We start from the raw sequence: 13599 nt of genomic DNA, 5'->3' as shown, positions 1-13599 counted from the left end.
AATTTTTAACATTATTCTAGAAACAAGGGCTTCGCGATATGTGAATACGATTGCAATAGCACTTATTCGTAATTTTGCAACACTTTAGCTTTTTATTTTGCTAATTATGGCATTTTGATCCATACTTTACGTAATTTATTTTCATTTTATTTGAACAATCGGGGTACGTTATGACAATTCGCATCGGTATCAATGGTTTTGGCCGTATTGGTCGCCTAGTAATGCGTGCAGCTGCAGAACGCAACGACATTGAAGTTGTGGCTATTAACGACTTGCTAGACACAGACTACATTGCTTATCTTTTGAAATACGACTCTACACACGGTCTTTTCGACGGTGAAGTTACAGTAGATAACGATAGTCTAGTTGTAAACGGCAAAACTATCCGTATTACTTCAGAAAGAGACCCAGCTGCGCTTAAGTGGGATGAAGTAAATGTTGACGTTGTTGTTGAATCAACAGGTCTATTCTTAACTAAAGAAACTGCGGCGAAGCACATTGAAGCAGGTGCGAAGAAAGTCGTTATGTCTGCGCCATCAAAAGACGACACGCCAATGTTCGTAATGGGCGTAAACCAAGAAAGCTACGCTGGTGAAACTATCGTTTCTAACGCGTCTTGTACTACTAACTGTCTTGCTCCACTTGCAAAAGTGCTAAACGACAAGTTTGGTATTGTAGACGGTCTAATGACAACCGTTCACGCTACTACAGCAACGCAAAAAACCGTAGACGGTCCTTCAATGAAAGACTGGCGTGGTGGCCGTGGCGCGGGCCAAAACATCATCCCATCGTCAACCGGTGCTGCCAAAGCAGTAGGTAAAGTAATTCCTGAACTTAACGGTAAACTAACAGGTATGGCTTTCCGTGTACCTACACCTAACGTTTCAGTTGTTGATCTTACGGTTAATCTAGCAAAGGCTGCTAGCTACGATGAAATCTGTGCTGCAATGAAAGAAGCTTCAGAAGGCGAACTGAAAGGTATCATGGGTTACACTGAAGATGCAGTTGTATCAAATGATTTCTTAGGCGACGCTCGCACTTCTGTATTCGACGCGACTGCAGGTATCGCGCTTACTGACACATTCGTTAAGCTTGTATCTTGGTACGACAACGAATGGGGTTACTCAAACAAGGTTCTGGACCTAGTTGCTCATATTTCTAAGTGATAAACAAAATTTAAAACAAATAGTTAAACTATTTGTTATAAAGTTGAGTTAATCTAAAGGTGCGAACATTATGTTTGCACCTTTTTTGTTTTTAGTCGTTTTATATAAAAGCGGTTTTCCAGCGATAAATGCTTTCACGTCGCTTTTCTTGCAATATTTGTATTCGGTCCAAGGAGGACTTATGCCACCTGTTAGCTCCGTTACCGTTAGCGAGTCTAATGGTCTTACCTTTTTAGACGTGGATAACGCTTTCGCCACTGCGCGTATAAGCTTATTTGGCGGCCATATTTTGTCTTTTGCCCCTAAAAGTGACAACAAAGAACGCCTTTGGGTAAGTCCACATGCTTATTTAAACGGCGAGCGTCCAATTCGCGGGGGGATTCCAGTGTGTTGGCCTTGGTTTAGCGATGACCACGGTCGCGAGAAAGGCGCACTGCCCTCTCATGGCTTTTTAAGAAACCAAGTATGGAAGCTGATAAGCTCAGAAGAAACGGAAAACGGAACAACTGTAACTCTTTCACCAAGCTTTACTCGTGCTGAAGGTTTTGAGAACGACTGCTCTGTAACTATGGTTATTGCTATAGGCGAAACCATGGACGTATCTCTAATTACTGAAAATACAGGAGTTGCGGCATTTGACTTTAACTGTGCTTTGCACACTTATTTTCATGTCGATAATATCCAGCAGACAGTGATAAAGGGAATTGAGGGCGAATACAAAGACAAGCTTGACGATTGGGCGGTAAAGCCTACGCCATCTCCCTACACCATTACCGGTGAAACAGACCGCATCCATCTATCGCCAATTAAAACAGCTGTAGTTGAGGTAAACGGTAGCGGATATACTGAGGTTATTTCACAGGGCAACGACTCACTTGTAGTGTGGAACCCATGGCAAGGTGCAGCGTCAATTTCAGACATGGATCCATTTGGTTACAAACACATGCTGTGTGTAGAGACGTCGTTAACACAGGGCAAAACGTTAGCGCCTGGCGATTGTCACATCCTTAGACAAACTATCGTACCTGTATAAACTATAAACGCACACTTAGATGAACCCGCATCCATATCAGCGGGTTCTCGAAAGCGTTAAACATGCTAGCAATATCAAATAGTCACAGCGTGTTAAAAAAAACCTGCCAATTGGCAGGTTTTTTACTATGGCGTTAAACAATTATTACTGCTTAGCGCCTGCAACGGCTTCTTTAGCCAATTGTGTAATGCGCGCCCAGTCGCCAGATTCAATAGCGTCATCCGGTGCTAACCAAGAACCACCTACGCACTTAACATTCTTTAGTGCTAGATAGTCATTGTAGTTATTTGGACCAATACCGCCTGTTGGGCAGAAAGTTACATCAGGGAAAGGACCGCTGATAGATTTAATAGCCTTAACGCCACCTGACGCTTCTGCAGGGAAGAATTTCATGTGGGTGTAACCCGCATCTTTACCCTTCATTAGGTCAGACGTTGACGAAATACCTGGAATAAGTGGAATATCGGAATCCATACCCGCTTTTAGTAGGTCTGCCGTCATGCCTGGGCTGATAGCAAACTTAGCGCCCGCTTCTACAACTGCTTTTAGTTGTTGTGCGTTGGTTACTGTTCCCGCACCAATTAACGAGTCTGGTACTTCGTCAGCAATTCGCTTAATTACGTCAATTGCTGCAGGTGTACGTAAAGTTACTTCTAAAACTTTAATTCCACCTTCCATTAGCGCTTTTGCCAGAGGTACCGCTTTTTCTACGTCGTTGATAACCAATACAGGTACAACTGGGCCGGCCGCAAAAATTTCCTCTGGTGAGGTTTTCCATTTCGATGTCATAATTTAGCTCGCTGTATTTTGATTCAGATATGCAGCCGCACCTAATAAACCGTGATCAGGCTCTGCAATGAGATAGGTGGGAATGTCTTTTACGTAATGCTTCATTTGCCCTTTCGCTTCAAAACGAGCTCTGAAATCGCTGTTTTGAATAAACTCAGGGAAACGGTTTGCAATACCGCCACCAATAAAGATACCGCCAGTAGTGGCCATGTTCAGCGCAAGATTACCTGCAAAGCTACCCATAATTCGACAGAACTGAGTCAATGTTGCTTCGGCCAACTCACAAGTTCTGTTTAACGCCGCTTCAGTAATTTGTGCAGGCTCAGTAAAAGCTACAGGGGCAGATGCTTCTTTCGCTAGCGCAGTGTAGATATTGTGCAAGCCACGTCCAGACATGACTTCTTCAGCAGAAGCACGCCCTAATGTCGTTTGCAAATGACGCCAAACCACAACATCTGTTTCATCAACGGGAGCGAAGTCTACATGACCACCCTCACCGTCTAATGTTTGCCAACCTGTTGAGGTCATTGTGATATGTTCAACACCAAGGCCTGTGCCTGGGCCAAACACCGCAATATTGCCGTTTTCTTTGGCCGTACCTTCACCGATTTGGACTACTTGGTCTTTACCTAACACAGGCAATGAATGTGCTACAGCAGTAAAGTCGTTGATAACGAACAATGCGTCTAGTTTAAGCTGAGCCTGCAAAGCGTTTTGAGAAAACGCCCAGCTGTGATTGGTCATTACAACCTGGTCACCAAGAACTGGGCAAGCAATTGCAATGCAACCTTGGGTAAAGTTGTGCTCTGGCATATCCGCAAAATACTGAGTAATCGCTAGATCGATGCTAGCAAAGTCATTACAAATGTATTTTTTGATGTCAGTAACGCCTGACTCGGTTACTCTCGCAACACGAATATTGGTACCACCGACATCAGCCACAAACTTCTGGCTCATTATGCTTGCTCCTGCGTGTAAAACAGCGAACACGCCCCTTCTTCTGCACCAGTAAGTATGGCACGCATACCCGCGAACATTTCACGCCCCATACCAACATGATGCTTTGCCAAGTTTGCTGGCGCAGGTTCACGAGCGGCAAGTGTTGCTTCATCAACATGCAAGGTAAGCGCACCAGTTTCGGTATTAAGTTCAACAATGTCGCCTTCTTGCACTTTAGCAAGTAGACCGCCCTTATAGGCTTCTGGTGTCACGTGGATAGCAGCAGGAACTTTACCTGATGCACCCGACATACGGCCGTCAGTGACAAGCGCTACTTTAAAACCTCGGTCTTGGAGCACCCCTAGTGGCGGCGTTAAGCGGTGAAGCTCTGGCATACCAATGGCCGATGGACCTTGGAAGCGAACAACAACAATACAGTCTTTATCTAGCTTGCCAGATTTGAACGCGTCATCCAGTTCAAACTGATCTTCAAACACCACCGCTGGCGCTTTGATAGTGCAGTGCGGCGTACGAAGGGCAGACGTTTTGATTACGCCGCGGCCTAAGTTACCGTCAAGCACGCTCAAACCACCGTCAGGTTTAAATGGCGCTTCAACGGTTGCCAGTACCTCTTTATCCAGAGATTCAGTTGGACCATCACGCCACTCTAGCTGGCCGTCTTTTAACACTGGTTCTTTGGTGTATAGTTCTAGACCGTCACCAACGATTGTTTTCACATCGTTGTGAAGCAGACCCGCGTCAAGCAGCTGCTTGATAAGCAGCGACATACCGCCTGCGGCAACAAAGTGGTTAATGTCGGCTGAGCCATTAGGATAAATGCGAGTAAGTAGAGGTACAGCATTAGAAATGTCTGAAAAGTCATCCCAATTTACGATGTAACCGGCAGCGCGCGCAACGGCGATAAGGTGCATCGTATGGTTGGTCGAACCACCCGTTGCAAGCAGACCTACAAGACCGTTCACTATGGCTTTAGCATCTACAATGTGAGCAATTGGCGTGTAGTTGTCGCCAAGGTCAGTGAGGCGAGTTGCTTGAATCGCAGCGGCTTTTGTGAGCGCATCACGCAGTGGCGTACCAGGGTTAACAAACGAAGAGCCCGGCAAGTGTAAGCCCATCATTTCAACCACAAGCTGATTTGAATTAGCTGTACCGTAGAAAGTACAAGTACCAGCAGAGTGATAAGACTGAGATTCGGCTTCAAGCAATGCGTCGCGACCAACTTTGCCTTCAGCAAATTCTTGGCGTACACGGGCTTTTTCTTTGTTTGGTAAGCCTGATGGCATCGGACCGGCTGGAACGAATACCGTTGGCAAGTGACCAAACGTAAGGGCGCCCATCAGAAGTCCAGGTACGATTTTATCGCAAATACCCAGCATCAGGGTGCTATCAAACATGTTATGTGACAGAGCAATAGCTGCGCCCTGAGCGATGTTGTCACGGCTCATCAGGCTTAAGTCCATACCAGACTGGCCTTGCGTCACACCATCACACATTGCAGGTACACCACCAGCAAACTGCGCTACACTTCCCACTTCTTTTACCGCTTCGCGGATTAGCGCTGGGTAAGTTTCATAAGGCTGGTGAGCAGAAAGCATATCGTTGTATGCTGACACGATAGCAACGTTGGCTTTCGTCATGGAACGAAGGTCAGCCTTTTCACTTGTACCACATGCGGCAAAGCCGTGAGCCAAGTTACCGCACGACAAAACACCACGGTGTGGCCCTTGACGACGTGCAGCTTCAACCTTTTCTAAATACGCTTTACGCGTTTCTTTACTACGCTCGATAATTCTTTGCGTAACTTCAGCAATTTTTGGATTCATTGGTGTCTCCTATGGCGCCCACATCAGAGTGACCGGTGCTCTATTCACAACGGCAGTGATGGGCTTTTGCGCTTCGGTAGCATTTTCAATAGCGTCTAAGAGCACTTGCTTTTTCTTTTCACCCGTTAGGTGTAAAAAGATATTTCGGCTATTGAGTAACGCAGGTAGCGTTAATGAAATACGTTGATGAGGTGCTGTTGTAGGTTGAACAGCAATGCAGGTTCTGCCGCTGCTCATATCTAAGCCGTCAAGTACTTGCTCAGAACAAGGGAAAAGCGATGCAGTGTGCCCGTCTTCCCCCATGCCAAGAATCAATGCGTCAAAAGGCTGTGACATGCTAGCCAAATTAGACTCGGCTGCATTTACCCCTTCGTTTGCATCGTCAACATCGCTTTTAAGTTCGATAAAACGAGCTGCTGCGGCTTTATTTTGAATTAGATTATTTTTAACTAGGCTGGTATTACTCGCCTCATGGCTCTCTTCAACCCAGCGCTCGTCAGCAAGGGTAATATCAACCTTATCCCACTCAAGGTCGGTCTCGCTTAACTGCTTGAAAAGCGCTAGCGGTGTACGCCCACCACTAACTACAAGAGATGCGCGGCCACGGGTCTTGATACCTGTTTTAAGAATGCTTACCAAATCTTGTGCAAATGCATCGGTAAGCGCGTCAGGTGTTTCAAATGATAGAGTCGTTAACGCCATATTACTTTTTCTTCCCTGTTTTGCTTTCGTACCAACTGCGATTTTCGCGGGCTAGAAGACCGATAGAGTCTACCGGCCCCCACGTACCTGCTTGATACGGCTCAGGTGGCTCGCTTGATTGCTTCCACGCTTCGAGAATTGAATCTACCCAAGTCCAAGCTTGTTCAATTTCGTCTCGACGAACAAATAGCGCCTGGTTTCCAAGCATTACCTCAAGCAGTAGTTTTTCGTAAGCATCAGGTATACGCTCGTCAGCAAACGCTTCCGAGAAGCTTAAGTTAAGCTTAGATTTTTGTAGGTCCATTGAACCTGAGCTAGTTAAACCTGGTACTTTGTTCATTACGGTGATTTCTACGCCTTCGTCGGGCTGTAGACGAATAACCAATTTGTTCGGTGGAAGATTTTTAAAGCTATCACCGAATAGGTTGTGCGGTTGGCGCTTGAAGTAAATAACAACTTCACTCACTTTAGTTGGCATGCGTTTACCTGTGCGTAGGTAGAATGGCACGCCAGCCCAACGCCAGTTATCAATTTCCGCTTTAATAGCGATAAAGGTCTCAGTTTTACTCTGCGTATTCGCACCTTCTTCTTCAAGGTACCCAGGCACTTCTTCACCTTTAACAAAACCAGACGTGTACTGACCGCGTACCGTGCTTTCGTTAATATTAAACGAGTTGATAGGGCGAAGCGCTTTTAGCACTTTAAGCTTTTCATCACGAATACTATCGGCATCTAGGGTTGTTGGTGGTTCCATCGCGACCAAGCTTAGAATTTGTAGCAGGTGGTTTTGCACCATGTCACGCATTTGTCCCGCGTCGTCAAAATAACCCCAACGCCCTTCAATACCTACTGACTCAGCAACTGAAATTTGAACGTGGTCAATACAGTTGTGATCCCAGTTTGTAGCAAAAATAGAGTTGGCAAAACGAAGCGACACTAAGTTAAGAACGGTCTCTTTACCTAGGTAATGGTCAATACGATATATTTGTTTTTCGTCGAAGTATTCAGCAACTTGTTCGTTGATAACTTTTGACGATTCCAAATCATGACCGATTGGCTTTTCAAGCACTACGCGAACGCTTGAATCGATAATTTTGCAGCTATGTAAGCCACGACAAATGTCGCCATAGATAGCAGGTGGTGTAGCTAAGTAGCACACCATAGTACGAGTTGGGTCAACGTGGTCGTCTAATACGCAATAGCTTTCGACATCTTTCATGTCTACGCACGCGTAATGCAAACGCGCTTTCATTTTTTCCCATGTAGCTTCACATAAGTCCTTTTCACCAAACTTAACAAGATTAGCGTGAACTTCTTCTATATAAGTGTCTAGTTCCATTTCCTGACGCGCCACACCAACAATAGTAGTTTCAGGGTGCATCAAGTTAGCTTTTTCTAACTGATATAAAGAAGGCAATAACTTGCGTCGTGAAAGATCTCCCAGCGTACCAAAAAGTACAAAATCACAGGGCTCGTAGGAATTATCCAATACCATATTCGTCGACCTTTTAAATGTATGTGTGCGCGGCGTATTGTACAGTTGTTTACAACACTAACGACTATTTTTACCGTATAGTTAACACCAAATGTAGTAAAATTACAACTTGAACCAACTATAGGATCTAAATCTTTACTATTTCCCTCAGTTTACCCTGACTTCACCTGTTGGAGACAACAAATTTTGTCAAAAAATTACATTTTTCTTGTCACAGACGTCACATTGGGTACTATTACAGATGTACCTTACAATAATTTATGCTAAGTAATTGCTATATCTGTATGAACATTTTAGAAAAAATCACACAAAACCAAGCGGCGTTCAGTAAATCTGAAAAAAAGGTAGCTGAAGTAATTTTAGCTAATCCACAAACAGCCATTCATTCGAGTATAGCAACCCTCGCTAAAATGTCGGATGTTAGTGAGCCCACTGTTAATCGATTCTGTCGTAGGCTTGATACAAAAGGATTTCCAGACTTTAAACTCCATTTAGCGCAAAGCTTAGCCAACGGCACGCCATATGTTAATCGTCACGTAGATGAAAACGACAGTCCAGACGAGTATACGAATAAGATTTTTGAATCTACTATGGCATCGCTTGAAGTTGCCCGTCAGTCGGTCAACGTCAATGTAGTTAATCGCGTAGTTGACCTACTCACCCAGGCTCAGAAAATTTCATTTTTCGGTTTAGGTGCCTCTGCATCTGTTGCTCACGATGCACTCAACAAGTTTTTCCGATTCAATGTGCCTGTGGTCTACTTTGAAGACATACTTATGCAGCGCATGAGCTGCATGAATTGTTCAGCCGGTGATGTAGTGGTTTTGATAAGCCACACTGGTCGTACCAAAAGTTTGGTTGAGATAGCTCAAATCGCTCGGATGAATGACGCAACGGTTGTGGGCATAACGTCAGCGGATAGCCCTCTCGCTCAAGAGTGCAGCTATGTATTGTCGTTAGAAGTGCCGGAAGATACCGACATGTATATGCCTATGGCCTCTCGAATAGCACAGCTAACGCTTATCGACGTCCTTGCTACCGGGTTCACACTGCGCCGCGGTAATAAGTTCAGAGAAAACCTCAAGCGTGTTAAAGACACGCTGCGTGGTTCACGATACGAAAAACGTGGCGATTAAGTTACCGCTACTTTGATCACAGTAAGAATTGTTGCCGTAGCAATTATCGGCGAATGAATCCAGAAGAGCGCCTAACTGGTCGAGCCAGTTAGGCGTTTTTGTTTATTTCATTCACATTATTGTCAAATTCAACTATTATTCTGTAATAAAATTACGTAAAGCGATTACAGGCGTTGAAATACTATTCAGCGCCTAACACTCTTTGTCTTTTCTAACTTAGAAACAGCGACGGAATCACATGACCAGAAGAACTAAAATTCTTGCCACCCTAGGACCTTCAACAGACTCACTTGAGAAAATTCAGGCGCTAATAGCAGCGGGCGCGAATACAGTGCGAATGAACTTTTCACACGGGCAGGCTGAAGACCACATCGAACGTGCTAAGCGCGTTCGTCAGGCTGCAAAGAACTTAGGTAAATACGTAGCTATTTTAGGTGATCTTCAAGGCCCTAAAATTCGTGTTGCCCGTTTCGCTGAGGGAGCAGTTCAATTAGAAGTCGGCGCTAAATTTATCTTAGACGCTGAGCTAGGTCGCGACGAAGGCGATATCGATCAGGTAGGCATTGATTACAAAGCGCTTCCTGACGACGTATCTGCTGGGGATATTCTTCTTCTTGACGACGGTCGCATTCAGCTTCGCGTGACGGGTGTTGAAGGGCGTAAAGTGGTTACTGAAGTAACCGTTGGTGGTAAACTTTCAAACAACAAAGGCATTAACCGTCAAGGCGGTGGTCTTTCGGCAGATGCGCTTACTGACAAAGATAAAGAAGACATTAAAACTGCGGCAAAAATCGGCGTTGATTACCTTGCAGTGTCATTTCCACGAAGCGGTGCAGATCTAAACTATGCACGAGAACTTGCCGAAGCAGCTGGCTGTTACGCAAAAATTTGCGCAAAGGTTGAACGTGCTGAAACCGTAGCTTCTGACGAAGCCATGGACGATATTATCGTAGCCTCTGATGCTGTAATGGTAGCTCGCGGTGATTTAGGTGTAGAAATTGGAGACGCCGAACTTGTTGGCGTTCAGAAAAAGCTTATCGCTCGTTCTCGCCAATTAAACAAGGTTGTTATTACTGCGACTCAAATGATGGAGTCGATGATTGATAGCCCTATGCCGACACGTGCTGAAGTTATGGACGTGGCGAACGCTGTACTTGATGGAACCGATGCAGTTATGCTTTCAGCTGAAACCGCTGCGGGTAACTTCCCTATCGAGACAGTTGCAGCCATGGCCCGTGTTTGTGAAGGTGCTGAAACCCATCCAAGCGTCAAAATTTCTAAGCACCGCATGGATCAGAAGTTTTCATCAACGAGCGAGTCAATTGCACTCTCTGCTGTGTATGCAGCGAATCACCTGCCAAGCGTTAAAGCGATTGTCGGCTTAACAGAGAGTGGTACTACGCCAACATTGATGTCTCGTATTACTACATCACTTCCAATAATTGCTATGTCTCGTCACGAGTCTACGCTTAATACAATGGCATTGTGTCGTGGTGTGAAGCCCGTTTACTTTGACTCGTCTGACAGCGAACCGGGCAAATTAAAGTACGATGTTATTGCTTCACTAAAAGACAAAGGTCTAGTGAAAAGCGGTGACAGCATCATCCTCACCTATGGCGATGAAATGGAAAAGGTAGGCGCAACTAACACTTTGAAAATTGTAGAAGTTGAATAGCCTAAAACGAATAATGAAAGCGAAGCTTAAGCTTCGCTTTTTTTTGCCCGAAATTTGAATGGGTTTGGAAACCAAAAACGCCCCTTACACCTTTATGATGTAAGGGGCGTTTTCGTTAATACTGTTTAGACTAGATTGCCTGTGCAGTGTAGGTCTCTGTCTCTTGAGCAATATCGTTCGCATATTGCGTAAGATGGTGGCTTATGATGTTTTCAGCCCGTTCAACGAACTCGTCACGTTTAAACTTCCAACCTCTTAAATCGGCTTGTTTTGCCTGCTTAACATAGAAATCTAAGCGTGTTTTTCTAAGCAAATGCGCCTTTTTGGATAAATCAAACTCTACAAGTGATAAGGTCTGTTCAACCTTAACAATATCGGCGTGCACAATACGTTCTGCGTCATCGGCCGTTGCTTGGCTAACTGAAAGCTTACCCTGCCCGAACATACCCACTAGAACAATTATTACTGATACAACAATTCCTGAAAAAACCCACTTTAAAACGTTCATGTCTCACTCCTTGAGCATTGTAGAACTGCTCATAATTCTGATAACGAAATAAATCTTGAAAAAAGATTTCATCGGCTGTTGGTTATTTGGGCCACATTGACGCCCCCGGCGTTGACCTAACAGCTAAAAGCTCGCTGAAAAAACCTGTATTTACTGTTAATGGAAGCAGTTTCTATACCAACAACTTTTTACTTTTAAAATCAGAAGGATATAAATGAAACGTACTACATCAGAGCGCATGGTTGGAATTTTCTACACACTCTAAAAGAAAATTTTCACTGTGTTCCTTGTCACCCAAGAATTGAAACCTGCTGCATTACTCAGCTTCGCGTGACTCGATAAGTTTAGGGTTTGAGAATATATTGCCCTTCGAATATTTGGTATTACCAAAAAGGTTGTTTCTTGCACAGCAAGCTAAAGCCAACACTGACGCTAGTATAAAAAACAATCATTTTTTTATAAGGAAGAAGATTCACATAATCATTGAAGCCTCTATACCTATGTAAATTAACGACTTGATAACATTTTGCAATTGGTTTACAAGAATGATAAATTGGCATTACATTAAAAGTTACCAATTGAAAATCGGACTTACCAATAGCATTAACCTAAGCATTACTTATATTGGTAAGCGATTGTCTACCTAGAGGTTTAAATGTCTAAAACAAAAACGAGGCCTACCACCTTTTCCACGTTTAACGTTTCTATAATCGATTGGGCAAAACCCACCTTCGCGACTCTGCCATTTATTTTCGCTTGTGGTCTTGCAAATGCTGAGACACTTCCAGCAGAAAAGTTTGATTTAAGCGAATGGAAAATTACAATCCCTACAGATAAAGACAATAATGGGAAAGTTGACGAAATATCCGTAAAAGATATTCAGAGCTTTGAGCACCAAGACTTTTTCTATGTTGACGATGAAGGCGATATGGTATTTGCTGCGCCCAATAAAGCGCTAACCACTCAAAATTCATCTAATACCCGTAGCGAACTTCGACACATGCTTCGCGGTTCTAACACTCGTATAAAAACTCACTCCCCCAAGAATAACTTTACTGTCGCGAGCAACCCTATTTCAGATCGCTTTGCGCAAGTAGGCGGAAAATTAAACGCCACGCTTAAAGTGCAGCACGTTGCTACCAGAGCAAAATATCCCGACAAAGCGCCGGCTTTTTCTGTGGTAGTGGGTCAAATACACGCCAGTAAATGGAAGAAAAAGGTCAAAGGGTTTGGTTGGGGGAATGAACCACTCAAGATTTATTATAAAAAGTGGCCACAGCATGAAACAGGGTCTGTATTCTGGACTTACGAGCGTAACTTGCCCAAGAATGATAAAAACCGTACTGATATTGCTTATCCAGTTTGGGGAAATTTATGGACCGACCCAGAAAACCCGGGTAGCGAGGGTATTAAACTAAACGAGAGCTTTAGTTATGAAGTGAACGTTCACGGTGATGTGATGTACCTAAGCTTCAAATCAGACAAACACAAAACCGTGAATTATGCAATCAATCTTGCCAACGGACTCAATGCCTATGATGAGTTGGACCAGCACGATCATCCTTACGGCTATACGCTTGATTGGAATTATTTTAAAGCAGGCGCCTACAACCAATGCAGTACTAAAGATGATGACGGCTTTTGGTACGCCGCATGTATGGGTACAGGAAACTGGGAAGAAGATAAGAAAAATGGTGACTATGTACAAGTCGCGTTTTCCAAATTAACGGTAGGGAAAAGTAGCGAACCTACTGAAACCTTCAAAGCTAACCTCGTCACACAAAGACCTGCGGTGAACAGTGACAATGGCAAGATAGGCGCAACGCTAAACAAAAAAGAAGCGATATCCATCGATGCTGTTCCTACTTCCGCGTTAACGGCAATAAAGAGTATTGCTCCTAACTTTGCATTACAAGAAGTTGAGAAAAAATACAAATACGATCATGTATATCTTGATGTAGAAGGTAAAGACGAAAAGGGAAATGAAATAGAATTTGATATGCTGCAAGATGGCGAGCAGTGGAAAATTGTTGAAGTGCAGCGGGATATGACTATGGAAGATTTACCTTCCGGTGTAAAAATGCTTATCAAGAAGCAGGAAAACTCAGATCAAGTTAGGCGTATCATTGAAAGCAAGCAATACGGAACTGATATCACGATTTATGAATTTTATCTTGTTGCAGAAAATGGCACTGAGTCCCGTAAAGAAATTAAATCTGAAAACGATGAAGTTGTCTTATTAGATCATGAGTGGAAACATTAGTTATGTAGATATGCTAACCATTCTACCGCATTTACTTTAAGCAAGAAAA

At 43.9% G+C, this 13599-nt stretch carries 10 protein-coding genes and 1 pseudogene; 5 read left to right on the top strand and 6 right to left on the bottom strand.

The window, feature by feature from the left end:
• Positions 1 to 170 precede the first annotated feature (170 nt).
• Both gap and V7R55_RS17600 read left to right on the top strand, forming a co-directional pair.
• Complete coding sequence (gene gap / locus V7R55_RS17605) at positions 171 to 1166, top strand: type I glyceraldehyde-3-phosphate dehydrogenase (RefSeq protein WP_334060549.1); 996 nt, start codon at positions 171 to 173, stop codon at positions 1164 to 1166.
• 181 nt (positions 1167 to 1347) lie between these two features.
• Positions 1348 to 2199 carry a D-hexose-6-phosphate mutarotase gene (locus V7R55_RS17600; protein ID WP_334060548.1) on the top strand — a complete coding sequence of 284 codons (852 nt, stop codon included), beginning with the start codon at positions 1348 to 1350 and terminating at the stop codon, positions 2197 to 2199.
• Between the two features lie 144 nt (positions 2200 to 2343).
• Here the strand turns inward: V7R55_RS17600 and V7R55_RS17595 are convergent, their stop codons facing one another.
• The 5 genes from V7R55_RS17595 to zwf are packed head-to-tail and all read right to left on the bottom strand — an operon-like array spanning position 2344 to position 7968.
• A complete protein-coding gene (locus V7R55_RS17595) occupies positions 2344 to 2988 on the bottom strand; it encodes a bifunctional 4-hydroxy-2-oxoglutarate aldolase/2-dehydro-3-deoxy-phosphogluconate aldolase (RefSeq protein ID WP_334060547.1) in 645 nt (214 codons plus the stop codon).
• Positions 2989 to 2991: 3 nt separating this feature from the next.
• Complete coding sequence (gene glk / locus V7R55_RS17590) at positions 2992 to 3945, bottom strand: glucokinase (protein ID WP_334060546.1); 954 nt, start codon at positions 3943 to 3945, stop codon at positions 2992 to 2994.
• Complete coding sequence (gene edd / locus V7R55_RS17585) at positions 3945 to 5771, bottom strand: phosphogluconate dehydratase (RefSeq protein ID WP_334060545.1); 1827 nt, start codon at positions 5769 to 5771, stop codon at positions 3945 to 3947. The genes glk and edd overlap by 1 nt, the downstream gene beginning before the upstream one ends.
• Before the next feature lie 9 nt (positions 5772 to 5780).
• Positions 5781 to 6473, bottom strand: coding sequence for a 6-phosphogluconolactonase (pgl, locus tag V7R55_RS17580; RefSeq protein ID WP_334060544.1), 693 nt, complete (start codon positions 6471 to 6473; stop codon positions 5781 to 5783).
• A 1-nt stretch (position 6474) separates the two neighbouring features.
• Positions 6475 to 7968 (bottom strand): glucose-6-phosphate dehydrogenase, encoded by a 1494-nt coding sequence (gene zwf / locus V7R55_RS17575; protein ID WP_334060543.1) that lies wholly within the window; start codon positions 7966 to 7968, stop codon positions 6475 to 6477.
• Between the two features lie 284 nt (positions 7969 to 8252).
• Here zwf and V7R55_RS17570 point away from each other — a divergent pair, with 284 nt between their 5' ends.
• Together V7R55_RS17570 and pyk are read left to right on the top strand one after the other, a co-directional pair.
• Positions 8253 to 9104, top strand: coding sequence for a MurR/RpiR family transcriptional regulator (locus V7R55_RS17570; protein ID WP_015067467.1), 852 nt, complete (start codon positions 8253 to 8255; stop codon positions 9102 to 9104).
• Positions 9105 to 9342: 238 nt separating this feature from the next.
• Entirely contained in the window at positions 9343 to 10779 is a 1437-nt protein-coding gene (pyk, locus tag V7R55_RS17565; protein ID WP_334060542.1) for a pyruvate kinase, read from the top strand.
• 130 nt (positions 10780 to 10909) lie between these two features.
• Here the strand turns inward: pyk and V7R55_RS17560 are convergent, their stop codons facing one another.
• Positions 10910 to 11287, bottom strand: coding sequence for a hypothetical protein (locus tag V7R55_RS17560; RefSeq protein ID WP_334060541.1), 378 nt, complete (start codon positions 11285 to 11287; stop codon positions 10910 to 10912).
• 655 nt (positions 11288 to 11942) lie between these two features.
• Between V7R55_RS17560 and V7R55_RS17555 the strand changes: the two are divergent.
• Positions 11943 to 13037, top strand: a pseudogene (locus tag V7R55_RS17555) (polysaccharide lyase family 7 protein); the annotation flags it as partial.
• Positions 13038 to 13599: the final 562 nt, after the last annotated feature.

The organism is Alteromonas sp. S005 (assembly GCF_036864475.1).
Taxonomy (GTDB): Bacteria; Pseudomonadota; Gammaproteobacteria; order Enterobacterales; family Alteromonadaceae; genus Alteromonas.
Note: the sequence above shows the minus strand (reverse complement) of the source record. Positions and strands in the feature narration are given on the sequence as shown.

Coding starts and splice junctions, on each gene's coding strand:
- glk (WP_334060546.1), bottom strand. CDS start 3,945: ATGAGCCAGAAGTTTGTGGCTGATGTCGGTGGTACCAATATTCGTGTT.
- gap (WP_334060549.1), top strand. CDS start 171: ATGACAATTCGCATCGGTATCAATGGTTTTGGCCGTATTGGTCGCCTA.
- pyk (WP_334060542.1), top strand. CDS start 9,343: ATGACCAGAAGAACTAAAATTCTTGCCACCCTAGGACCTTCAACAGAC.
- edd (WP_334060545.1), bottom strand. CDS start 5,771: ATGAATCCAAAAATTGCTGAAGTTACGCAAAGAATTATCGAGCGTAGT.
- pgl (WP_334060544.1), bottom strand. CDS start 6,473: ATGGCGTTAACGACTCTATCATTTGAAACACCTGACGCGCTTACCGAT.
- V7R55_RS17570 (WP_015067467.1), top strand. CDS start 8,253: ATGAACATTTTAGAAAAAATCACACAAAACCAAGCGGCGTTCAGTAAA.
- V7R55_RS17560 (WP_334060541.1), bottom strand. CDS start 11,287: ATGAACGTTTTAAAGTGGGTTTTTTCAGGAATTGTTGTATCAGTAATA.
- V7R55_RS17600 (WP_334060548.1), top strand. CDS start 1,348: ATGCCACCTGTTAGCTCCGTTACCGTTAGCGAGTCTAATGGTCTTACC.
- V7R55_RS17595 (WP_334060547.1), bottom strand. CDS start 2,988: ATGACATCGAAATGGAAAACCTCACCAGAGGAAATTTTTGCGGCCGGC.
- zwf (WP_334060543.1), bottom strand. CDS start 7,968: ATGGTATTGGATAATTCCTACGAGCCCTGTGATTTTGTACTTTTTGGT.